This window comes from Comamonas resistens, assembly GCF_030064165.1.
Classification (GTDB): Bacteria; Pseudomonadota; Gammaproteobacteria; order Burkholderiales; family Burkholderiaceae_C; genus Comamonas; species Comamonas resistens.
In genome coordinates this window covers 2,243,945-2,264,706 of the sequence record NZ_CP125947.1, presented here as the reverse complement: position 1 = coordinate 2,264,706, position 20,762 = coordinate 2,243,945, and the positions used below count along the sequence as shown (strand labels likewise).

18 protein-coding genes are annotated in these 20,762 nt (G+C 62.7%); 5 read left to right on the top strand and 13 right to left on the bottom strand.

What is annotated here, in order from left to right; translation table 11 throughout:
- Window positions 1-10: 10 nt before the first annotated feature.
- Window positions 11-1,054, top strand: a complete 1,044-nt coding sequence (locus tag QMY55_RS10605; protein WP_283488548.1) for a Bug family tripartite tricarboxylate transporter substrate binding protein — start codon at window positions 11-13, stop codon at window positions 1,052-1,054.
- Window positions 1,055-1,343: 289 nt separating this feature from the next.
- Here QMY55_RS10605 and QMY55_RS10600 read toward each other — a convergent pair whose 3' ends face one another.
- From QMY55_RS10600 to QMY55_RS10570, 7 genes are all read right to left on the bottom strand, one after another.
- Window positions 1,344-2,531 (bottom strand): acetyl-CoA C-acyltransferase family protein, encoded by a 1,188-nt coding sequence (locus tag QMY55_RS10600; RefSeq protein ID WP_283488547.1) that lies wholly within the window; start codon window positions 2,529-2,531, stop codon window positions 1,344-1,346.
- Window positions 2,532-2,642: 111 nt separating this feature from the next.
- Window positions 2,643-2,996, bottom strand: coding sequence for a Rieske (2Fe-2S) protein (locus QMY55_RS10595; protein WP_283488546.1), 354 nt, complete (start codon window positions 2,994-2,996; stop codon window positions 2,643-2,645).
- Window positions 2,965-3,621 (bottom strand): DsbA family protein, encoded by a 657-nt coding sequence (locus tag QMY55_RS10590; protein WP_283488545.1) that lies wholly within the window; start codon window positions 3,619-3,621, stop codon window positions 2,965-2,967. Before QMY55_RS10590 ends, QMY55_RS10595 begins: the two co-directional genes overlap by 32 nt.
- Window positions 3,622-3,630: 9 nt before the next feature.
- Window positions 3,631-4,209, bottom strand: coding sequence for an RBBP9/YdeN family alpha/beta hydrolase (locus QMY55_RS10585; RefSeq protein WP_283488544.1), 579 nt, complete (start codon window positions 4,207-4,209; stop codon window positions 3,631-3,633).
- 123 nt (window positions 4,210-4,332) lie between these two features.
- A complete protein-coding gene (locus QMY55_RS10580; RefSeq protein WP_283488543.1) occupies window positions 4,333-5,313 on the bottom strand; it encodes a quinone oxidoreductase family protein in 981 nt (326 codons plus the stop codon).
- Window positions 5,314-5,589: 276 nt separating this feature from the next.
- Complete coding sequence (locus QMY55_RS10575; protein ID WP_283488542.1) at window positions 5,590-7,323, bottom strand: methyl-accepting chemotaxis protein; 1,734 nt, start codon at window positions 7,321-7,323, stop codon at window positions 5,590-5,592.
- 237 nt (window positions 7,324-7,560) lie between these two features.
- A complete protein-coding gene (locus QMY55_RS10570) occupies window positions 7,561-7,758 on the bottom strand; it encodes a hypothetical protein (RefSeq protein ID WP_283488541.1) in 198 nt (65 codons plus the stop codon).
- Between the two features lie 589 nt (window positions 7,759-8,347).
- On the opposite strand from QMY55_RS10570, the gene QMY55_RS10565 reads away from it, so the two are divergent.
- Window positions 8,348-10,384: a putative bifunctional diguanylate cyclase/phosphodiesterase gene (locus QMY55_RS10565; protein ID WP_283488540.1), complete on the top strand. Its 2,037-nt coding sequence runs from the start codon at window positions 8,348-8,350 to the stop codon at window positions 10,382-10,384.
- A gap of 153 nt (window positions 10,385-10,537) precedes the next feature.
- Here the strand turns inward: QMY55_RS10565 and QMY55_RS10560 are convergent, their stop codons facing one another.
- Entirely contained in the window at window positions 10,538-11,824 is a 1,287-nt protein-coding gene (locus tag QMY55_RS10560; protein WP_283488539.1) for an XAC2610-related protein, read from the bottom strand.
- 258 nt (window positions 11,825-12,082) lie between these two features.
- On the opposite strand from QMY55_RS10560, the gene QMY55_RS10555 reads away from it, so the two are divergent.
- A complete protein-coding gene (locus QMY55_RS10555; RefSeq protein WP_283488538.1) occupies window positions 12,083-13,273 on the top strand; it encodes an MFS transporter in 1,191 nt (396 codons plus the stop codon).
- A gap of 52 nt (window positions 13,274-13,325) precedes the next feature.
- On the opposite strand, the gene QMY55_RS10550 is transcribed toward QMY55_RS10555, so the two are convergent.
- From QMY55_RS10550 to QMY55_RS10535, 4 genes are read right to left on the bottom strand one after another with little or no spacing between them, the layout of a single operon-like run.
- Window positions 13,326-14,414 (bottom strand): ABC transporter permease, encoded by a 1,089-nt coding sequence (locus tag QMY55_RS10550; RefSeq protein WP_407650691.1) that lies wholly within the window; start codon window positions 14,412-14,414, stop codon window positions 13,326-13,328.
- Window positions 14,415-14,468: 54 nt separating this feature from the next.
- Window positions 14,469-15,653, bottom strand: coding sequence for an ABC transporter permease (locus QMY55_RS10545; RefSeq protein ID WP_283488536.1), 1,185 nt, complete (start codon window positions 15,651-15,653; stop codon window positions 14,469-14,471).
- Window positions 15,650-16,690: an HlyD family secretion protein gene (locus QMY55_RS10540; RefSeq protein WP_283488535.1), complete on the bottom strand. Its 1,041-nt coding sequence runs from the start codon at window positions 16,688-16,690 to the stop codon at window positions 15,650-15,652. Before QMY55_RS10540 ends, QMY55_RS10545 begins: the two co-directional genes overlap by 4 nt.
- A complete protein-coding gene (locus tag QMY55_RS10535) occupies window positions 16,687-18,078 on the bottom strand; it encodes a TolC family protein (protein WP_283488930.1) in 1,392 nt (463 codons plus the stop codon). Before QMY55_RS10535 ends, QMY55_RS10540 begins: the two co-directional genes overlap by 4 nt.
- A gap of 120 nt (window positions 18,079-18,198) precedes the next feature.
- Between QMY55_RS10535 and QMY55_RS10530 the strand changes: the two genes are divergently transcribed.
- Together QMY55_RS10530 and argA are read left to right on the top strand one after the other, a co-directional pair.
- A complete protein-coding gene (locus QMY55_RS10530; protein WP_283488534.1) occupies window positions 18,199-18,507 on the top strand; it encodes a hypothetical protein in 309 nt (102 codons plus the stop codon).
- Between the two features lie 88 nt (window positions 18,508-18,595).
- Window positions 18,596-19,942: an amino-acid N-acetyltransferase gene (gene argA, locus QMY55_RS10525; RefSeq protein WP_283488533.1), complete on the top strand. Its 1,347-nt coding sequence runs from the start codon at window positions 18,596-18,598 to the stop codon at window positions 19,940-19,942.
- Window positions 19,943-20,007: 65 nt separating this feature from the next.
- Here the strand turns inward: argA and QMY55_RS10520 are convergent, their stop codons facing one another.
- Window positions 20,008-20,661 carry a dihydrofolate reductase family protein gene (locus QMY55_RS10520; protein WP_283488532.1) on the bottom strand — a complete coding sequence of 218 codons (654 nt, stop codon included), beginning with the start codon at window positions 20,659-20,661 and terminating at the stop codon, window positions 20,008-20,010.
- Window positions 20,662-20,762 lie beyond the last annotated feature (101 nt).

Genomic DNA, 20,762 nt, shown 5'->3' with positions numbered 1-20,762 from the left:
GAGACAAACAATGAAGGCCGACACACGCCATACACCCGCCCATCCCGCCACGCCTGCGGCGACAAGCAATACATTGCCGCACCGCCTTGGTCTGGCCATGCTGGCCCTGTCTGCCGGTCTGTGCCTGCCCGTACAGGCCCAGCCGAGCGCAGACTGGCCCAGCAAACCCATACGGCTGATCGTTACCGGCCCTGCGGGCGGTACGGCCGACACATTGGCCCGGCTGCTGGCCGAGGGCATGCAGCAGCAACTCAAGCAGCCCGTGATCGTGGAGTCCAAGGCCGGGGCTTCAGGCGCTTTGGGCATCCATGAACTCAAGGCCAATGGCAAAAGCGGCTACACCTTCCTAGTAATCCAGGAGGGCGCGATCAGCGAGGCCCCGCTGGCGCAGAAAGTCAGCTATGACCCTTTCAAGGATTTGACGCCGTTGGCCCAGCTCACGCGCACCGGGCTGGTCATGGTGGCCAACAAGGAGCAGAGCTTTCAGGACCTGTCCGGCTTCATCGCCTATGCCAGACAACAAAAAGACGGCGTGGACTTTGCCTCCTATGCGGCAGGCCTCAAAGGCCATACCTCGGGCATGCTGCTGGGGCAGTTGGCCAGGATCAATATGCGCCATGTGGGTTACAAGGGCTCGCCCCCTGCCCTGGTTGATCTCATGGGCGGCCATATTCCCGTCATGTTCGACGGGGTCACAACCTCGCTGCCCCTGATTCGCAGCGGCAAGATCAAGGCATTGGCAGCCGTCTACCCCACCCGCCTGAAGGCCTTGCCCGAGGTGCCTACGTTCACGGAACTGGGCTACCCCCAGCTGTCCAAGCCCGGCTGGTTTGCCGTCTGGTCGCATCCCCAGACGCCTGCGGCCATTCAGCAAAAGCTGCGCGATGTGGCACTTGCCCATTTCCGCAAGGAGTCCACGCTCAAGCAGCTTGCCACCCTGGGCATGGAGCCAGGGCAAGCCTTGACCACCGAGGAAATGACCGCAGACCTCAAGGACTCCAGTCAAAAGCAGGCGGCCTTGCTCAAATCCATCGGCTACAAGCCCGAGAACTAAAAGCCTGCTGGCCCATGCGACCTGAGCACTGCATGCATGCCCTGCCAGTGCGGCTGGCTCAGGGGCGCGGCCAAGGCACGGTGACAGGGCCTGCCGTGGCGCCTGCAGATACTGCGCCGGAGGAAGCACCGTTCTGATGCTATGAATGGAGTAGCTGTTATCGCTGGATACACATTAATTTCAATATTCTTTGATATTGAAAACATGGCTGGACATGCGTAAGCAGCTATCAAAAAAAGGCCTGCCAGATCACTCCGGCAGGCCTTTTGCTTTGCGGATTCAAAGCCGCTTACACGCGCTCGAAGATCGCGGCAATGCCCTGGCCACCACCGATGCACATGGTCACCAGCGCGTAGCGACCGCCCGTGCGCTGCAGCTCGTAGATGGCCTTGGTGGTGATGATGGCGCCCGTAGCCCCAACAGGGTGGCCCAGCGAGATGCCCGAGCCGTTGGGGTTGACCTTGGCCGGGTCCAGGCCCAGCTCCTGGATCACGGCGCAGGCCTGGGCGGCAAAGGCTTCGTTGGCTTCGATCACGTCCATGTCGGCGATAGTCAGGCCGGTGCGCGCCAGCACTTTTTGTGTGGCGGGGACCGGGCCTATGCCCATGTAGGCGGGGTCGACACCGGCGTGGGCGTAGCCGACCAGGCGGGCCAGGGGTTTGGCGCCCGAGGATTTCAGGGCTTGCTCGCTCATCATCAGCACGGCGCCTGCACCGTCGTTGATGCCCGAGGCATTGCCGGCGGTGACGGTGCCGCCTTCCTTCTTGAAGGCGGGCTTCATGCCGGCCAGGGTGTCCAGCGTGGTGGCGGCGCGCACATGTTCGTCGGTGTCGAAGACCACCGTGCCCTTGCGCGTGGCGATTTCCACGGGGACGATCTGTTCCCTGAAGCGGCCGGCTGCTATGGCGGCAGCTGCGCGCTGCTGGCTGATGACGGCCAGCTCGTCCTGCATGGTGCGGCTGATCTGGTAGCGTTCGGCCACGTTTTCAGCGGTGATGCCCATGTGCATTTTTTGCCAGGGGTCATGCAGGATGCCCAGCATGTAGTCGATGCTCTTGGCATCGCCCATGCGCACGCCCCAGCGGGCCGCCTGGTCGAAGTAGGGGCCACGGCTCATGGATTCGGAGCCGGCGCCGATGGCCACTTCGCAGTCGCCCAGCGCGATGGCCTGGGCCGCGGAGACGATGGCCTGCAGGCCCGAGCCGCACAGGCGGTTGACGTTGAAGGCCGGGGTTTCGATGGGGCAGCCGGCATCGACGGCGGCCACGCGGGACAGGTAGGCATCGCGCGTGTCGGTGGGGATGACATTGCCCATGACCACATGGCCGACCAGATCGGCGGCAATGCCTGCGCGCGCTATGGCGGCCTTGACCACGGTGGTGGCCAGCTGGGTGTTGGGGACGTCCTTGAGGCTGCCGCCAAAGGTGCCGATGGCCGTGCGCGCTGCGCTGACGACGAAGATGTCTCGGGTTGTCATAGCTTGAATTTCGGGAAGATTTATCAAAAACAGGAGCTGCTTACGCCTGTTCTGTATAGGTTTTCAGGCTGTTTGGCTGATATTGCAGCCCAATCGGGCTTCGCCTGAGCATCAGCTTCCGCCGGCAGGCCTTTTGAGCCAAAGCTGCCCTTCCAGCTCCAGCACTTCATACAAAGGGATCAGCAGCTGCGGCGACGCCGTGCACCGGCCATTTCGGATATCGAACTTCAGGCCATGGGCTGGACAGCTCAGCACATGCTGTTCGCAGCTGCCGCTGGCCAGGGAAGCGCCCGCATGTGGGCAGCTGTTTTCCATGGCGTAGAACTCGCCTTCGACATTGAGCAGCAAAACCGTTTCACCGCCAGGCGCAAAGACCAGCTTGCGTGCGCCCGGCGGCAAATCCTGCACGGCCCCTGCCGCCAGCAAAGGCGACTCAGCCAAGAACGGTTTCGGCAGCACAGGCATGCTCCATGGCGCGCAGCAGCTCGGCCGGGGGCACGGCCCCTGTTACCTGCAAGCGCTGGTTGAACACCATATGCGGCACTCCGCCCGCATGGCCCTGCGCACTTTGGTAGCACAGCGCATCAAAGCCGGCCGGGTCCCAGTCCAGCTTCGCCGCTTCGGCAAGCTGCTGCAGCACCATAGGCGAGCCGATATCACGGCCCTGCACAAAATAGGCGGCAAAGATCGATTCGACAAAGCCGATCATGGCTTCGCCATCCAGCTGCTGCTGGGCGTAATTGACCAAGGCACAGACCAGTCGCGTATTGGGAAAAGTCTGAATCGCCTCGTGATTGAGCTGCAGGCCTGCAGCTTCGGCCGCTGCGCGAACCTGGGCACGACGCACTTCCACGGCACGGGGACCGCCCAGACGTGCTTCGTAGAACGCCTGGTAAGGCAGGCCCTGCTCGGGAATCTGGGGCAGCAAGGTGTCTGCGTGCCAATGGATGGCCAGTCGTTGCTGCGGAAATTTGGCGCTCAGAGCCTCTCTGGCCGCCAACAGATTGCGCAGGCCTATCCAGCACCAGGGGCAGATCAGGTCCAGCGAAAAATCGACCTGCAAGGCGGCATCAGGTTTGTCCTGTGTCATGCGCTCTCCTCAAACCAGTTGCTGCAGCAGCTGGTGTACACCGTCCCAAGGACCATAGCCTCCGGCAGGGTTCAGGTGCCCAACTTCGCCCAGGTCCACCAGGCTGGCGCCCCAGTCCGCAGCCAGGCCTTCGATACGGGCGAACTGCGCCAGGGGATCGTTGCGGCTGGCCGCCACCATGGTCTTGAAAGGCAGGGGCCGACGCGGAATCGGTGCCCAGCCATTGCTTTGCAGTTGCTGCACCGTGGGATAGCCTGCAGGCATGGCGTTTTCCACATCCGCTGGCGTCGCCAGCAAGGCAGCCTTGATACGTCCTGTTTGCGGGGCATGCTGCTGCGCCCAATGCACGGTGGTGATGCAGCCCGCGCTGTGGGCCACGATGACCACAGGGCCTTCTATGCTGGCCAGCGTGCTGTTCAGCGCCTGAACACGGGCCTCGCGGCTGAGCTTGTCATGCTCCAGCGGCGGTACGGTCACCACCTTGGCAAGCTGGGCTGCCAGATAGGTCTGCCAGTGCTCCTCCACATGGTCGCGCAGACCGGGAACAATCAGGAATGTGATGTCTGCTGGGTAGTTGGGATTCGTCATCGTGATCTCTGTTCTTGAGCGAGGCAAAGCGCTTGCCGGAGTTCATAAAAACCAAACGCCGTTCAGCACAGAGCTTTCAAGCGGCTCCGTAGCCTCGCGGCGCAGGCTTGTTGCGGCGATGGTTCAGAGGGTGAAAATCGCCGAGCCCACAATCTTTCGACCTTCAAGGTCGCGGTGAGCCTGAACGGCGTCGGCCAGCTCATAGCGCTTGCTGATATCGACCTTGATGCGGCCCTCGGCCACATGGCTGAACAGCTCATTGGCCAGCTCTGCGCGCTCCACGGGATCGGCGATGTAGTGCGCCGATGCGGGACGGGTCAGGAAAAGCGAGCCCTTGCCCGCGAGGATTTGCGGGTTGAAAGGCGGAATGGAACCCGAGGCCGTGCCCAGGCAGACCATCAGACCGCGGGTCTTCAGGCTGTTGAGCGAGCCCTCGAAAGTGTCTTTGCCGACGCTGTCGAAAACGGCGTTCACGCCCACGCCATTCGTCAGCTCACGCACGCGCTTGGCCACGTCTTCATGGCTGTAGTTGATGGTGTGCACACAGCCGTTGGCCTTGGCCACCTCGGCCTTGGCGTCGCTGGAGACCGTGCCGATCACATTCAGGCCTTCGAGCTTGGCCCATTGTGAAACCAGCATGCCCACGCCGCCGGCTGCGGCGTGCAGCAAGATGGTGTCGCCCTTCTTGAAGTCCCAGATACGGCGCATCAGATAGGCCGCCGTCAGGCCGCGCATGGTGATGGCGGCAGCGGTTTCAAAGTCGATAGCATCGGGCAGTCTGATCAGCGGCGCAGCGCTGATCAGGCGTTCGGTGCTGTATGCGCCAATGGTGTTCAGTGCGCCGGTATAGGTCACGCGGTCACCGACCCTGAAGTCCGTCACACCTTCCCCCACGGCCGTGATCGTGCCGCAGCCTTCGCTGCCAATGCCCGAGGGCAGGGGCGCAGGATACAGGCCCGAGCGGAAGTAGGTATCGGCAAAGTTCAGCGCAACAGCACCGTGAATCAGGCGCACCTGGCCCGGGCCGGGCTCGCCCACCTCGACCTCTTCGTAGCGCAGCACTTCAGGGCCGCCAACTTCATGAAAACGGGTCAACTTCGCCATACAAACTCCCATCAAAACCAAAATCCGGATCAGCGAGCACCTTCATGTCTCGCCACCGCAATCAGTCCACCCAAGGGCGAGACCGATTGCATCAGGCGTGAATGTAGAAGACATCCGGGCGAGCAATTTCTCCAAGCACGCCAGTGATTTACCCAATGACGACAGCACGGGTAAATACCTAAATCATCCGAACCCATCTGACGATGGCTGGCTTAGCCGCAGGAACTTGCATGCAAAAAGGTCAGGCCCAAGCCTGGAAAGGGCCCAGCGTTCAACTCAGAAGGTTTCCCATTCGCTGTCATCCTTTCCTGTCGGCTGCTGCGTTCCGGCAATGGTCGCTGGACGACGCAGCGCAGGAGGCTTGAGGGCTGCAGAAGCCTTTTGCAGCGGCTCTGCTGCCGTGGCTGCCTTCACCGGTCTGGCCGTGCCGACCGAAGCTGCTGGTATCTCGGCACGGATAGGCTGCTCGTGGGCAGACAACTTGAAGACAGCCACGGCCTCCACCAGCGATTGGGCCTGGTTGTTCAGGCTGCTGGCGGCTGCGGCCATTTCTTCGACCAGAGCCGCGTTCTGCTGCGTGGTCTGATCCATCTGGGTGACTGCCTCCCCGATCTGGGCCATACCAGAGCTTTGTTCATGACTGGCCGCGCTGATCTCTCCCATGATGTCGGTGACCCGGCGAATGGCCGTGACTACATCGGTCATGGTCTTGCCAGCCTTGTCCACAAGAGCTGAGCCTTGTTCCACACGTTCGACGCTGGTGGTGATGAGCTGCTTGATCTCCTTGGCGGCTTCAGCGGAGCGCCCTGCCAGGGCCCGCACTTCGCTGGCCACCACGGCAAAGCCGCGGCCTTGCTCGCCGGCACGCGCCGCCTCGACGGCAGCATTCAAGGCCAGGATATTGGTCTGGAAAGCGATGCCGTCAATGACGCTGATGATGTCGGCAATCTTGTTGCTGCTTTCGTCGATGCTCTTCATGGTCTCGACCACCTCGGCGACCACCTCTCCCCCCTGGGCCGCCACGGAAGATGCATTCATGGCCATCTGGTTGGCCTGGCGAGCATTGTCGGCATTCTGCTTGACCGTGGCCCCCAGCTGCTCCATGGACGCAGCCGTTTGCTCCAGCGCGCTGGCCTGTTCCTCGGTTCGGCCGGACAGATCGCTATTGCCCACGGCGATCTGGGCGCTGCCCGAAGCCACCCCCTGGGCATTGCTGCGCACCGCCGTCACCGTGTTCACCAGACTTTGCTGCATGCGTTGCAATGCATGCAGCAGTTGCCCTGTTTCGTCCTGAGACTTCACCGTGATCTGGCCGCTGAGATCGCCGCCAGCCACACGGTCTGCCGCAGCCACCGCCAGGGACAGCGGACGGGTGATGGATCGGGTGATCGTGATGGCAAGAACCACCGCCAAAACAATGGCGATTGCGCCAGTGGCCAATACCTCTTTGAACAGGTTGTCGGCAGCACTTTCCGCCTTCTCGCTGGCCACTTCGGCGTTTTGCGTCTGGCGATCCAGCAGCTCGCGGATGACGCGCTGATATTCAAGCTGATGGGGACGCAGCTGAGTTTCCAGCAAGGCCAGCGCTTCCTCTCTTTGGCCCCGATCAATCAGCCCGAGAAACTCGTCGCCAGACTTGAGAAAGGCGGCCCTGCGCAGCTTCAGGTTCTCCAGCAAAGATTTTCCCTGAGCAGATTGGATATGCTGCTGCAGCAAATCCATTTCTGCAGCCACCTCGGTTCGGGTTTTCTGAATCATGGCACGTGCCGATGTCTGGATCTTTTCAGTAGAGAAAATCGCCAGATTGCGGAACTGAATCGCCTGTTCATTGGCTCCATCCGTGATGGTGTTCAAAATCCGGATGATGGGGATTTGCCTTTGGGTGATATCGGTAAGGACCGAGCGCTGTGTCGAAGACCCCCAAAGTGCCACAGTTCCCAGCACCAGTATCAGCGCCATCATTGCCATGAACGAAAAAGTCAGCCGAGTGGAAATTTTTAAACGATCCATTGCTTACGCCTCCTTGAGTGGTCCGATTCATCCGGCTTGAGAAATTTTGTGAACTCCCATGAGTGAATCAAAATGTAACTCAGCGTAAATCCCTTATTTGGGAAGGCCAAATTCATGAGTCGTAAAGCCAACAGCTGATCTCAAAAAAAAACGGTCATAAAAACCACTTTTCATTTCCCGGGCCAAGAACGACCCAATCACAAGCCACGCAATCCCGACTCTGGGCCGTTCAACCGATCACAGTACCTCGAGAGATTCGAGATACCCCGCCTCGCGTGTTAGCAGCCAGAAAAATCCTTCAAATACCTCAGTCAGCGCCCGGTACTTTTGCAACACCCTGGCGATTTCTCTTGATTGGGCGACGGTAATGCCTTCCTCAAGCATGTCGAACTGTGTCTGCAGCATCTGATATTGCGCCCTACTGGCCTTCATCATGGACCGACAGGCAGCCCGACTGGCACCGCCCTGCACCAGAGGTTTTCACTTATGCAGAAAACCGTGCTTCGCCTCCCTGGCTCATCATTTCTCGCTCGATTTCGCCCAATGGGCGTTGGCCAATTGACTGTGACATCCTGAATTGACGAGAGTTGTTACAACAGAAGAATTCACACCAAACGGCAGGCTCTTGCAGCCAATCGTCGGCGTGATCAAGCAAGACAAAAGCCTGACTCAGATTTGACGAAACCGCCTTGAGCCCTCAACTGCAGCCTTTGAAGTCCGATATATGGGAAATGGCTGAAAAACTGTTGGACTACACCCAAGCTGTCAAAGGCGTCTTTGCTGAGGTCGGATGCTCACACCCATTCCGCTACTAACCGTCAAATCACCGAGAGCGCGATCATCGACTCGGGCTGAGACAAGACAAGCCAATCTGCTAGCCGGCTTGGTGTGCTTTCTGGGCTTGTGTATCGGGGTCGCCATCGTCGTCTCTCTTGACTGGGTTCGGGCATCCGAGCGTCAGCAAAGATTGACCGAAACTGCTGCCGCACATGGCGCTCTGGTACAGCAATTGGTAGATCGCTCCTTGTCGATCACCTATGCGATGGCCACCGTGCTGCAGCAAAACCCGATGGATATCGCTGGCCTTGAACGCCTGGCCAGTGAATTGCTCCCTCTTTATGCAGGGGTAGACAACCTGCAGCTTGCGCCAGCCGGTGTTGTCCGCAAGGTATTCCCTGCCACAGCCCATCAAGGCCCGGTCGGGCACGATCTTCTCAACGATCCGCACAGCAAGGACGAAGCTGAGCTGGCCCTTGCGACCCGCGACCTGCATATCGCTGTCCCAGCCCAGTTGCGGCAAGGTCGGCCAGGATTCGTGGGTCGCTATCCCTTGTTCCTCACAGACAAGCAAGGCCGTCAAAGTTTCTGGGGATTTGTGAGTGCGGTGGTGCTTTTGGATACGGTGAAGAGCTTTGGTCAATTCGACCGCTTGAAACAACAGGGGCTTGCCTATCATCTTTGGCGCGCCCACCCAATGACTGGTGAGCCCCAGACCTTGCTGCGCAGCTCCGAGCCACTTACCAAGGCCACAATGACCGCTTCCATTGGCGTTCCACGGGAACCCTGGCAGCTTACGGTTTCCCCGATAGAGCCGGACTCCCTTTTCAGTTCCACACGCCTGGCGGCATGGTTGATGGTGGTGCTGGCAGCTGCGGCTGCCGGCGCCCTGACGCGATCCATGCTGATGCGCCCTGTCGAGCTCGCTCAAATGGTCAGACGGCGCACCAGAGCACTGGAAAGCGCCAACCTGAGCCTTGAGTGGCAAGCGACCCATGACAGCCTGACGGGACTGGGCAACCGGGCAATGCTCGAGCATGAGCTCAACCGGAGCATCGAACACATGCGCCATGCCAAGGGACGGTTGGCAGTGCTGCTGCTGGACCTGGATGACTTCAAGAGTATCAACGACAGTCTGGGTCATCGGGCAGGTGACACCATGCTGCAAGCGGTTGCGCAGTCCCTGGGCCGTTGTGTTCGCTCTGCGGATGCGGTGTACCGGCTGGGGGGAGATGAATTCGTCGTCGTATTGAATCAGCTTGGCGAGGCAAGCCTTGCCGGTTCCATTGCAAGAAAAATACTGGCGGAAGTTGCCCAGCCTCGCCTCATCCTAGAGCAGGAGATTCAACTCACGACAAGCATTGGCGTCGTCATTTATCCGCAAGACGCCGAAGACGCGGAAAGTCTCCTGAGTCTGGCGGATGTTGCGATGTACCGTGCCAAGAAGAATGGACGCAACCAGATGGCGTTCTTCTCTCCTGCCCTTGACCACGCAGCCCAGACGCGTCTCCAACTGGCGGATCAGTTGCGAGAAGCGATCAGGACAGAAGCTTTCGAGCTTCACTATCAGGTCAAGGTCGATATCGCCAGCGGTCAAGCAATGGGCGCCGAAGCCTTGCTGCGCTGGAGGCACCCGGTTCAAGGCCTGATCCCGCCCGCAGAGTTCATTCCACTGGCGGAGGAAACCGGGCTCATTGTCGCCATAGGCGAATGGGCGCTGCAAACGGCCTGCATGGCAGCCGAATCGTGGCATCGATGCCTCGGCACTCCATTGAGCATCGCAGTCAATCTTTCGGCCAAGCAATTCCAGGATGCCGCCTTGCTGGAGAAGGTTCGAACGGCCTTGCTGCACTCCGGCTTGCCGGCTCACCGGCTGGAACTCGAGATCACTGAAAGCATGATGATGCACAAACCCGACGAGGCGGCAGCCACCATGCGTGCCTTGCGCCAACTGGGCGTGCACTTGGCCATCGATGACTTTGGTACGGGTTACTCCAGCCTGGGTTATCTGTCGCGCTTTCCAATTCAATGCCTCAAGATTGATCGCAGCTTTGTCCAGAACGTGCCTGATTCGGAGACGGATTCGACCATCGCACGCTCCATCGTGTCCTTGGGCAAGAGCCTGGGACTGACGGTTGTGGCGGAAGGCGTGGAAACGCAATCGCAGCTTGATTTCCTGCGGCAGCATGGCTGCCACATTGCCCAGGGCTATTTGCTGGGCCGCCCCTTGGAAGCGGCTCGGTTCATTGAGCAATTGCGCCAACAGGAAGCGGCCCTGGGGTAGATGTCACTCTTGCATCAGCGGTCGCCATGATCGGCCTGGCCCGTTGAAGAGTGGATAGGCACCCACCCCGTTGATGATCGGGCGCCTCAACGACATTTTGTGACCAGCAGCACCCAGCGCTGCTCGACATTGGTCTTGAACCAAGTTTCATACCTACTGGCCGGGCTTCTCTGTTTCGCAAGATTGAGCCGCATTCTCGGTCAACTGGATACGCACCAGCTTGCGTGCATCAGTGTCGAACACCATCAGATCAGGGCAGTAGCGCGCGCCTTCGGGCGTCTGCACTTCCACTCGGCCCATGCCATAGACAGACAGCTGTCTGGCTTTTTGCCCGTCTTGCTGCGGAGCGAATACCTGCAGCTGTGCCTGGGACAAAGAGGAGGACACTTCCAGATCACACCAGTCTTCGGCAGGCGGCTTGCCCATGGCCAGCCCGTCGCTGTTGCGATACAGCGCATCAGGCCATACGACATGGCCGCTCTTGTACTCCGGCATGATGTAGCAGCCCATGAGCTTGCCGCCCTGGCGTACAGGCATCACATAACTCTCGGCTTGCTCAACGAGCTGCGGCTTGCCGTTCTTCCAGGCGTAGATACCGATGCCATGGCTGCAGCAACTCGCGCGCCACTGGCTGTAAATACGCTGGGCCTGGCCATCGAACACGGGAGAGGTGATTTCCTGCAGATCCTTGGGCCCTGGCACCAGCTTGCCCTGTGCGGAGTCATAAAGCCAGGTCGCGTAGCCAATATTGGGGCCTGCAGGCAGTTCCAGCGCCTGACTCAGATCGGGCCAGCCATCGAAATTGGCATCCACCCAACGCGGCTGCACAAAAAGACAGCTTCCCCAGGCCGCGGTACTCAGCGACTGCTGAAGCTTTCCTTGTCGATAAATGCGCAGCGCCGATACCTGCAGATTGCTGTCCGTATCGCAGTCCTTGGGAGAGGCTATGCGCTGGTTCATCATCAGGCGCACCTCCTGATCGACCGCATGGGCAAATGACGAAGGCTCCAGGATCAGCTCCAGGGGCCACTGCTTTTTGCCATCCATGGATTGCCATTGCCCCTTGATCTGCTGTGGCGCAAGTCCCGGCAATTGCCCTATGCGCCAACGCCCGGAAGGCATTGCCTCGGTCTGGCCCTTGGGTAAATCGATAGGCGTTTCCGTCACCTGTCCATTGGCCAGACCTTCAAGCCGAATGCCGTTGCGCTTGGGATTACAAGGCTCGTAGCAGTAATTTCCCATGACAGCACCGCCCAGCCGCCAGAGCGTGACCTTTACCGGTTTGCCGGCAATACGCCCCCCATAGGCCGCCTCCCAGCTTACGACCTCGAACAGTTCGGGCCTTGGCTGATGGCCGGCCCTTCCCGCCGCCCATGCGCAGCCCATGTTCTGCAGGCCCAAAGCCAGGCCACACAGGAGAAGTAATTTTCGCAACCACATAGAGTTCTTCAGTCGAGCTAAGCCGGAGCTTGGTTAGGGATGGAACAGGCTGTTGGCAGCCCCTGGACCCGCTGCCACCGCCCTTATACGTCATTGCTTTGCCTTGTCCTACGCCTCTGCACTGCCTGTGGCCTCGTGCCTGGTCTCAACTACAAATCAAAGATTTGCCGGGCGCTGTTGGCGGCTCTTAATGCAAAGCCAATATGCTTGCGGCAAGATAGCCCAATCTTGCCGCTGGCAATGCATTTTGGCGACTTCATGAGCACAGATAACAACACCCGCCGCAATATGGGCCTGCTGGTTGCGGCCCAGTCCCTGGGAGGCGCATCCCCGCCCATCATCATCTCGCTGGGCGGCCTGGTCGGCCAGCAGCTGTCGAGCAATCCCACGGCGTCCACACTGCCGGTCAGCATCTACCAGCTGGGCCTGGCCCTGTCCACCCTGCCCGCGGCCTGGCTCATGAACCGCCTGGGCCGGCGCCAGGCCTATGTGCTGGGTGCGCTGCTGGGGGTGGTATCGGGCGTCATCGCGGCCCAGGGCATTGCGCATTCCGATTTCGTGACTTTCTGCATAGGCACGGCACTGGCCGGGTTCTATGCGGCCTGCGTGCAGAGCTACCGCTTTGCGGCCACCGATCTGGTGGACGAGCCTGCGCAGCAGGCCAAGGCGATCTCGCGGGTCATGGTCGGCGGACTGATTGCGGCCATCATCGGCCCGCAGGTGGTGATCTGGACACGCGACGCCCTGCCCGCCACACCGTTCGCTGGCAGCTTCTACAGCCAGGCGGCGCTCGCCCTGCTGGCCCTGCCGCTGCTCATGGGCCTGCGCCTGCCGCCGCCCCAATCCAGAGCCGTGGCCGGCGATGCGCGGCCGCTCAAGGAGATCGCACGCTCGCCGCAGTTTGTTGTGGCAGCCGCAGCCGGCGTGGTGAGCTACGGCCTCATGGCCTTTCTGATGACGGCCGCGCCCATGGCCATGGTGGGCTGCGGCCACAGCGTGGGCGAAGCCGCGCTGGGCATACAGTGGCATGTGCTGGCCATGTTCGCGCCCAGCTTCGTCACGGGCCGGCTGATTGCGCACTTCGGCAAGCGCCGCATCACGGCTCTTGGGCTGATCATGATTGCCATGGCCGGCGGCCTGGCCCTGCTGGGTCTGGAGCTGCTGCACTTCTGGGGCGCGCTGATTCTGCTGGGCGTGGGCTGGAACTTCGGCTTCATCGGCGCCACGGCCCTGCTGACCGAGTGCTACCGCCCGGCCGAACGCGCCAAGGTCCAGGCCTTCAACGATTTTCTGGTATTCGGCACCGTGGCCGTGGCCTCGTTCGGCTCGGGCGAGTTGCTGCATACGGCCGGCTGGAACGGCATCAACTACGGCATGCTGCCCCTGGTGGCCGTGGTGCTGCTGATGCTGGGCCTGCAGGCGCGTCGCCAGAAGATGGTATCGGCATGAAATTCATAGCTACCAGCGCAAGCCCAACCAGGGTCTTGCGCCGATCTGATCCCTAGCCCCTTGGAATCTGCGGCTGACGCCCCAGCCACAGCACGGCCAGCCAGCTGGTCAGCGCCATACAGGCCAACCAGGCCAGATGCGGCAGGGCAGCGACCAGGGGTGCGCCCAGCTGGTTATAGCGCAGCGAGGCCTGTATGCCGGCCGTGCTCGGCGAGAGCCAGCGCAGCCACTGCAGCGGCTCGGGCAAGGCCTCGACGGGCCAGGTGAAGCCGCCCAGAAAGGCCAGTGGAATCGAGGAAAACAGCACCACCTGCAGGGCCCGCTCGCGATCGGCCAGCCACCAGCCCAGCAGGCAGGCGCAGCCCACGACGGCCGGCACAAAGCAGGCCAGCAGCGCCAGCGCGCCCCAGGGGTTACCGCCGTGCGGAAAGTCCTGCCAGATGAAGATCCAGCCGAAATAGAACAGCCCGGCCAGCCAGCCCGGTACGCACAGTGCCAAAAGCCGCGCCAGCCATTGGCGCGAGCCAACGCGGTCGGCACCTTGCTCGCGCCAGGTACCGACCAGCAGCGCACTGCCCATCAGCAGGGTCTGCTGCAGAATCAGCACGGACACGGCCGCCACCACAAAGCTGCCATAGCCCTCGGTGGGGTTGAACAGGGCCACGGCCTGGGCGTTCACGGGCGAGCGGCTCACGGCCGCCTGCGGCGCGCTCTGCCCACCGGCCTGCAGACGCTTGATCTCCACGCCGGCCGAGACGGTGCCGAAAGCCTCGGCAAAACCGTATTGCACCTGCTTGCTGACCAAGGGATAGGCGCCATTGGCGTAGACGGGAATCACCACATTCGCGCGGCGCAGCACATCGCGCTTGAGATCGCGCGGCAGCAGCGCATAGCCCATGACCTCGCCGCGCAGCACGGCCGCGCGCGCTTCGCCTTCATCGGCCGTGACCAGCTGCGGATGGATGCGCGGGCTGGCCTGGGCAAAGCGCAACATCTGCCGGGCCAGGCCCGAGCTGTCCTGCACGACCACGGCCACGGGCACGCGCTGCACCACTTCGGAACTGTAGAACCAGGGGTAGAAAAAGCCGTAGAGCACGGGCGCCCCCAGCAGCAGCAGGACCGCGCCCTTGTCGCGCAGCATCGCCACCAGGCTGTCCAGCCACAGGCGCAAAAAACCGGTTTGGGCGTCCATGGCTCAGCGCCCTCCCCATTTGTCGGGCCGTTGCAGACCGCGCAGCAGTCCCGCAGCGGCCAGCGCCAGCAGCACCAAAGTGGCCAGCAGTAGGCCGCCGACCACGGGCAGGGTCTGAGCCACGGGTGCGCCCATCTGCCACTGCTCGATCTGCAGCCTTGCGTAATGGGTGTACGGCATGGCCAGGGCCCAGCCGCGCGCGCTGCCCGTCATGGCCAGCAGCGGAAAGCCCACGCCGCTGAATGCGAAGGCCGGGGCCGACAGCAGGCCCGTGCCCGATAGCGCCGTGCGCAGCGAAAGCGTGACGCCCGCCAGCGCGGCCCCCGCCGCCAGGCTCAGCACCACCAGGGCCGCCAGCCCCACGCCAATCCATGCCATGCTGCCGGCCACGCTCCAGCCACGCAGTTGCGCCAAATACAGCAAAGCCGCCATGCCGCTGCCCCAGAGCAGCACGGCCGGCAGCAGCAGCTTGCCCAACAGGGCCGCCGCCACTCTGGCCAGACTCGCGGACTGTCCATCCGGGCTCAGCCACTCACCCAAGGTGTGCTCGCGCAGCTCGCGGCCCACGGACCAGGCACCGGCCGTCATGGCCAGGATATGGATTAGCGCGGGCACCAGCGTGGCGGCCAGGAACTGCTCGTAATTGGTGGAGACATTGAACAGCGCCACCAGCTGGGTCTTGATGGGCTCCATTTGCACGCGCAGCGCCTGGTGGGGCGAGCCGCGCTTGGCCGCAACCTGCATTTCAACACCGGCCGACAGCGTGCCCACCACCTGGCGCACATCGCGCTGCAGCAGGCTCGATGCGGTGGCCAGTTGTGCGTTGTGCAGCAGCGTGATGGCGCCGCCCGCACCATGCTTCACGTCACGCGCCAGGTCTGGCGGAATATGCACCACGCCATAGACGTCCATGCGCTGCAGCGCATCGGCGGCCTCGCCACGGTTGAGCACGATCTGGCGCACTTCCAGCCCCGGTGTGGCTGCCAGCATGCGCACCAGCTGGCGAGACAGCGAGGAAGGATCTTCGTTCCAGACGGCGATAGGCAGCCGGTAAGGCTGGCCGGCCGAAAAAATCCAGCACATCAGGCCCAGGGCCAGCATGGGCAGCCAGCTGACCATGGCCCAGTCCCAGGGGCTGGCCCGCAGCCGCCCCCATTCGCGGCGCAGGCTGGCGGCAAAGGGACTCACGCACCACCCTCGACAATGACGCTCATGCCGGGGCGCACGCCCTCGATAGGCTTGGCTGGCCGCGCCCGCACTTCGAAGGTACGCGCATCGAAGCCCTGGCTGCCGCGCGTGGTGCGCCAGGTGGCGAAGTCGGGCAGCACGCCGAGGAAGTACACCTCGAACTCGGCCTCACGGTTGTCCAGCGCCGGCAGCCGGCCCGTGAAGCGGCTCTTCATCGCAAAGCGCTGCAGCTGGTCCTCGCGCACATTGAGCACCACCCATTGGTCGTTCAGGTCCACCACGGTGACCACCGAAACGCCCTGGGGCGACAGCTCGCCCTGCTTGGCCAGCACATTCGCCACCTCGCCGCCCACGGGGCTGCGCAGCTGAGTTTCGGCTTCTGCGGCCTTGACCTCGGCCACCACGCCCTCGACCTGGCGCGCCTGGGCGGCAGCGGCGGTCCTGTCCTCCGCGCGCGCACCGCTGGCCGCCATGTCGTACTGTGCCTTGGCAGCCCGTGCCTGGGCATCCGAGGCGCGCCAGTTGGTCTGGGCCTCGTCGCGCTTCTGGGCCGAAACCAGCCCTTGATTGAACAGGCTCTGCACGCGGTCGTACGAGGTTCTGGCCAGCTCGGCCGCCGCCTGGGCGCGCTGCCAGGTCAGGCGGGCCATCTGCACCTCCTCGGGCCGGGCTCCGTTGCTGGCCTTGGCGGCCACGGCCTGGGCCGCATCGCGGGCCGCCTGGGCCTGGGCCAGCTTGGCCTGCACCTCGGGACTGTCCATTTCCACCAGCAGGTCGCCGGACTGGATGATCTGACCCTCGCTCACATACACCTTGGAGATGCGGGCCGTGACCTTGGGCGCGATATCGGCCTCGCGCGCTTCCATCTGCCCCTGGAAATACGGGGCCGCGGGCTGGGCGGCGCGCCAGAAGCCCCAGATGATGAAGATCAGCACGGCGGCCGCGGCGATCAGCGCGGCCACAGGCAGGCGCCTGGCCTGCTTCGGCACTTCAGGGCTGGGGCTGGAGGGTGGCGGGGTCGGTACGGGTGTATTCATGGAGCGTCTGCTTTGATCTGGATATCGGCACGGGCCATGTAGCGGGTGAAATCGTCGGTCTGTCCCGTGCTTTCAAGCAAGGCGGCCAGCGCCTGCACATACTGGTTGGCGGCCACGGCGCGTTCGGTCTGCACCTTGGCCAGGTTGAGCTGGGCGTCGATCAGCTCCAGCGCCGTGCTGGTGCCCTCCTTGAGGCCGGCCGCGCGCAGCCGCAGCAGCTCGCGCGCCAGATCCTCCTGGGCCTGGCCGGACAGATACCGGGTGCGGGACTGCTCCACGGCAAGCCAGTTTTTCTCCACCAGCAGCGCGATGTCGGAGCGCACCTGGGCGTCGGTGAGTTCGGCCTGCTCCACCTTGCGCTGGCCGGCGGCCGCAAGCTTGTCGCGGTCTATGCTGTCCCACAGCGTCCAGCGCACGGCCACGCCGGCCACCCAGTTGGGCTTGCCCGAGGTATTGACCTCACGCATGCCAAAAGCCAGCACCTGGGGCTTGCGCAACGCCTCGGTGGCATCGTGCAGCGACTCGGCCTGGCGGCGCTTGGCCGCCACCTTGCTCAGGCCCGGATGGCGGCTCTGGGCCGCGTCCAGGAATTGCTGCAGCGGCGGCAAGGCCTCGCTGCTGACGAACAAGGGGGAACTGGGGCGCACGCCGCCGGCTGCATGTACCGTACGCAGCAAGGCGCTGCGTGCCAGGCGCGCATCGTCGTCGGCCTTGCGCGCCTGCTGCTGGGCATCGGCCAGGGCCGCGCTGGCCTGCAGCCGCTCGACCTGGGCGATCACGCCGGCCTTGAGCATGCGCTGGGCCGCGTCGTCATGGGCGCGCACGCCCTCCAGCGCCCGGCGGCGCAAGGCCGCGGCACGCTCGGCCAGCTGGGTGGTGAAATAGCGCTGCACCAGCAAGGTGTTGAGCTGATCGGCGCTGGTGGCGGCATCGGCCAGCGCTTCATCGGTCATGGCGTCAAGTTCGCCGCGCACCGCATCGCCCAGGCCGCCCATATAGATGGGCCACACGGCCGAGAGGCTGGCCGAGGCCACATTGCTCTTGCGCTGCAGGTCGTAATTGGCCGGCAGGCTGGGCAGTTGCCCCACGGCGCCGCCCAGCTGCGGCGGCAGGTGCGAGATGCCATTGCCCAGGGCGCGGCGCGCCGGGTCGAGGTCCAGGTCGACATTGGCCGAATAACGGTAGCCCATGCCGGTGATGGCCACCGACGGGCCGCCCAGCCCCTGCATGCCCTCGCGGCGCAGGCGGGCGCTGTCCACGGCCTTGGCCGAGGCGGCCATCTGCTCGGAGCGTTCGAGCAGCGCCGCGCGGGCCTGCTCGAAGCTCATTGAACTGCCTGCCGCAGTGGTCTGCGCCTGGGCCTGGGCGGATAACGCCGCCGTCGCCATCAGCAGGCTCATGGTCAAGGGGAAGCAGCTGAATTTCATATAAGACTTATGCAAGCCACAGATTCGCTTGAATAGAAAAAATCAGAAATGGCCGGGCCCGGCAGGCCATGCATTTCAGCCGTGCAGGCATATCACCTGCAACAAGCTGCGCTGTATGGACCGCACTATTTGATGAAAAATCATTATCCACGGGCATGGTCACCGACCAGCGGCCTCAAGCCAGCTACAGTTGCTGATTTGCCATTGATGCTATCAATATTAAAGCTGACTGCGCTCTATATGTATAGCTTTGAAGATTGTTTACGCTTCAAACAAGCCTGCAGTGAGCGCAATGCGCTATTTTTTTCAAAGCACTGCATCTCCGACACCACAGACTGCGCGATCTGCGCACACAAATCCTTGCTGCAAGCGGGCGAGAGACGCAAGTAGCCGCTACACTTTGCGCCGCAGGCCTGCGTGACCACGAAAATTGGAGCGCGGGCTTTTTTACCGCTTTTCGAGGTCTCCGCGCACCGTCATGTCCACCGTTTTCAACTTCACCTTTGTCCCCTGGTTCCGGTCCGTGGCCCCCTATATCCACAAGTTCCGACACCAGACCTTTGTGGTGGGCCTGACCGGTGAAGCCATCGATGCCGGCAAGCTCGGCTCCATCGTGCAGGATCTGGCCATGATCCAGGCCATGGGCGTGAAGATCGTGCTGGTGCACGGTTTCCGCCCCCAGGTCAACGAGCAATTGCGCCTCAAGGGCCAGGAGCCGCGCTACTACAACGGCATGCGCGTGACCGACTCCATCGCCCTGGACTGCGCCCAGGAAGCGGCCGGCCAGCTGCGTTACGAGATCGAAGCCGCCTTCAGCCAGGGCCTGCCCAACACACCCATGGCCGGTGCGCGCGTGCGCGTGATCTCGGGCAACTTCCTCACGGCCCGCCCCGTGGGCATTGTCGACGGCGTGGACTTCATGCACTCGGGTCTGGTGCGCAAGGTGGACGTGGAAGGCATTCGCAGCGCACTGGACTCCGAAGCCATGGTGCTGGTCTCGCCCTTCGGTTTCTCGCCCACGGGCGAAGCCTTCAATCTCAGCATGGAAGAAGTGGCGACCCGCGTGGCCATCGAGCTCAAGGCCGACAAGCTGCTGTTCCTGACCGAGGTGCCTGGCATCCGCATGGACCCCACGGGCGCACCCGACGAAAACAACCCCATCGACACCGAGCTGCCGCTGGATGCGGCCCGCCGCCTGCTGACCCAGCTCCCCCCGGCGCAGCAGCCTACCGATGTGGGCTTTTACCTGCAGCACTGCGTGCGCGCCTGCGAGCACGGCGTGGAGCGCAGCCATATCCTGCCGTTTTCCACCGACGGCGCACTGCTGCTGGAAATCTATGTGCACGACGGCATAGGCACCATGATCATCGATGAAAAGCTCGAGGAGCTGCGCGAGGCCACGATTGACGACGTGGGCGGCATCATCCAGCTGATCGAACCCTTCGAGCGTGACGGCACGCTGGTCAAGCGCGACCGCACCGAGATCGAGCGCGACATCGCTAGCTATACGGTGATCGAGCACGACGGCGTGATCTTCGGCTGCGCGGCCCTGCACCCCTATCTTGAAGCCAAGACCGCCGAAATGGCGGCCGTGACCGTCTCGCCCAAAAGCCAGGGCACGGGCGACGGCGAAAAACTGCTCAAGCGCATAGAGCAGCGCGCGCGCGCCCTGGGTTGCGAGAGCATGTTCGTGCTGACCACGCGCACCATGCACTGGTTCATCAAGCGCGGCTTTCAGCCCGTGGACCCCGAATGGCTGCCTGAAGCGCGCAAGGCCAAGTACAACTGGAGCCGCAAGAGCCAGGTGCTGGTCAAGAAGCTGTAATTTTCTTTCACGAAAAACAGCTGCAGCGCTTGCCCGTCAAGCGCTTGCAGCTATTTTTTTGAGAGTCAGCCCTGTTTCGATTTGCGCACCATGACATGCGTGGCACGCTCGCCCTGTATGACCTCGGCCACCTCATAGCCCAGGGCACGCATATCGAGGCCTTGCCAGAGATTTTCGCCCTCGCCCAGCAATACCGGGCGCACGGCAAGATGCAGCTCATCGACCAGCCCGGCCTGCAGAAACTGGCGCACCGTGGCGGTGCCGCCGCCGATGCGGATATCACGCCCGCCCGCAGCAGCCCTGGCCTGCGCCAGCGCAGACATCGCACCCTCGGTGACGAAGTGGAAGTCCGTGCCCCCCTGCATGCGCAGCATGGGTCTGGCATGGTGGGTCAGCACGAATGTCGGAACGTGATAGGGAGGCTCATCGCCCCACCAGCCCTTCCAGTTTTCGTCGGGCCAGGGGCCGCGCACCGGGCCGAACATATTGCGCCCCAGAATCCAGGCGCCGATGTTGTCGAAGGAGCGCTCGGCCATCCGGTTGTCCATGCCGGTTTCACCGCCATGGCCGCCCCCATGCATCCGCTGAAAGACCTGGGTGGGGAAGAACCATTCCATGAGTGCAGCGCCGCCGACGCCCAGCGGGTTCTCCAGATCCTGGCGCGGCCCGGCGGAGTAACCGTCGAGCGAGATGCCGAAGCACAAGACTTTGACTGTCATGACGCAGAGCCTTTCAAAGCATGGAACAGGTGGTCAGCACACTCTAATCGACATGAGGCGCCTGGGGTTACTGCAGCTGCTCCGGCGTCGATGTTGCGCTA

Coding starts and splice junctions, on each gene's coding strand:
- QMY55_RS10520 (WP_283488532.1), bottom strand. CDS start 20,661: ATGACAGTCAAAGTCTTGTGCTTCGGCATCTCGCTCGACGGTTACTCC.
- QMY55_RS10600 (WP_283488547.1), bottom strand. CDS start 2,531: ATGACAACCCGAGACATCTTCGTCGTCAGCGCAGCGCGCACGGCCATC.
- QMY55_RS10595 (WP_283488546.1), bottom strand. CDS start 2,996: ATGCCTGTGCTGCCGAAACCGTTCTTGGCTGAGTCGCCTTTGCTGGCG.
- argA (WP_283488533.1), top strand. CDS start 18,596: ATGTCCACCGTTTTCAACTTCACCTTTGTCCCCTGGTTCCGGTCCGTG.
- QMY55_RS10570 (WP_283488541.1), bottom strand. CDS start 7,758: ATGATGAAGGCCAGTAGGGCGCAATATCAGATGCTGCAGACACAGTTC.
- QMY55_RS10585 (WP_283488544.1), bottom strand. CDS start 4,209: ATGACGAATCCCAACTACCCAGCAGACATCACATTCCTGATTGTTCCC.
- QMY55_RS10540 (WP_283488535.1), bottom strand. CDS start 16,690: ATGAATACACCCGTACCGACCCCGCCACCCTCCAGCCCCAGCCCTGAA.
- QMY55_RS10550 (WP_407650691.1), bottom strand. CDS start 14,414: ATGCTGCGCGACAAGGGCGCGGTCCTGCTGCTGCTGGGGGCGCCCGTG.
- QMY55_RS10535 (WP_283488930.1), bottom strand. CDS start 18,078: ATGGCGACGGCGGCGTTATCCGCCCAGGCCCAGGCGCAGACCACTGCG.
- QMY55_RS10560 (WP_283488539.1), bottom strand. CDS start 11,824: ATGTGGTTGCGAAAATTACTTCTCCTGTGTGGCCTGGCTTTGGGCCTG.
- QMY55_RS10590 (WP_283488545.1), bottom strand. CDS start 3,621: ATGACACAGGACAAACCTGATGCCGCCTTGCAGGTCGATTTTTCGCTG.
- QMY55_RS10580 (WP_283488543.1), bottom strand. CDS start 5,313: ATGGCGAAGTTGACCCGTTTTCATGAAGTTGGCGGCCCTGAAGTGCTG.
- QMY55_RS10555 (WP_283488538.1), top strand. CDS start 12,083: ATGAGCACAGATAACAACACCCGCCGCAATATGGGCCTGCTGGTTGCG.
- QMY55_RS10605 (WP_283488548.1), top strand. CDS start 11: ATGAAGGCCGACACACGCCATACACCCGCCCATCCCGCCACGCCTGCG.
- QMY55_RS10575 (WP_283488542.1), bottom strand. CDS start 7,323: ATGGATCGTTTAAAAATTTCCACTCGGCTGACTTTTTCGTTCATGGCA.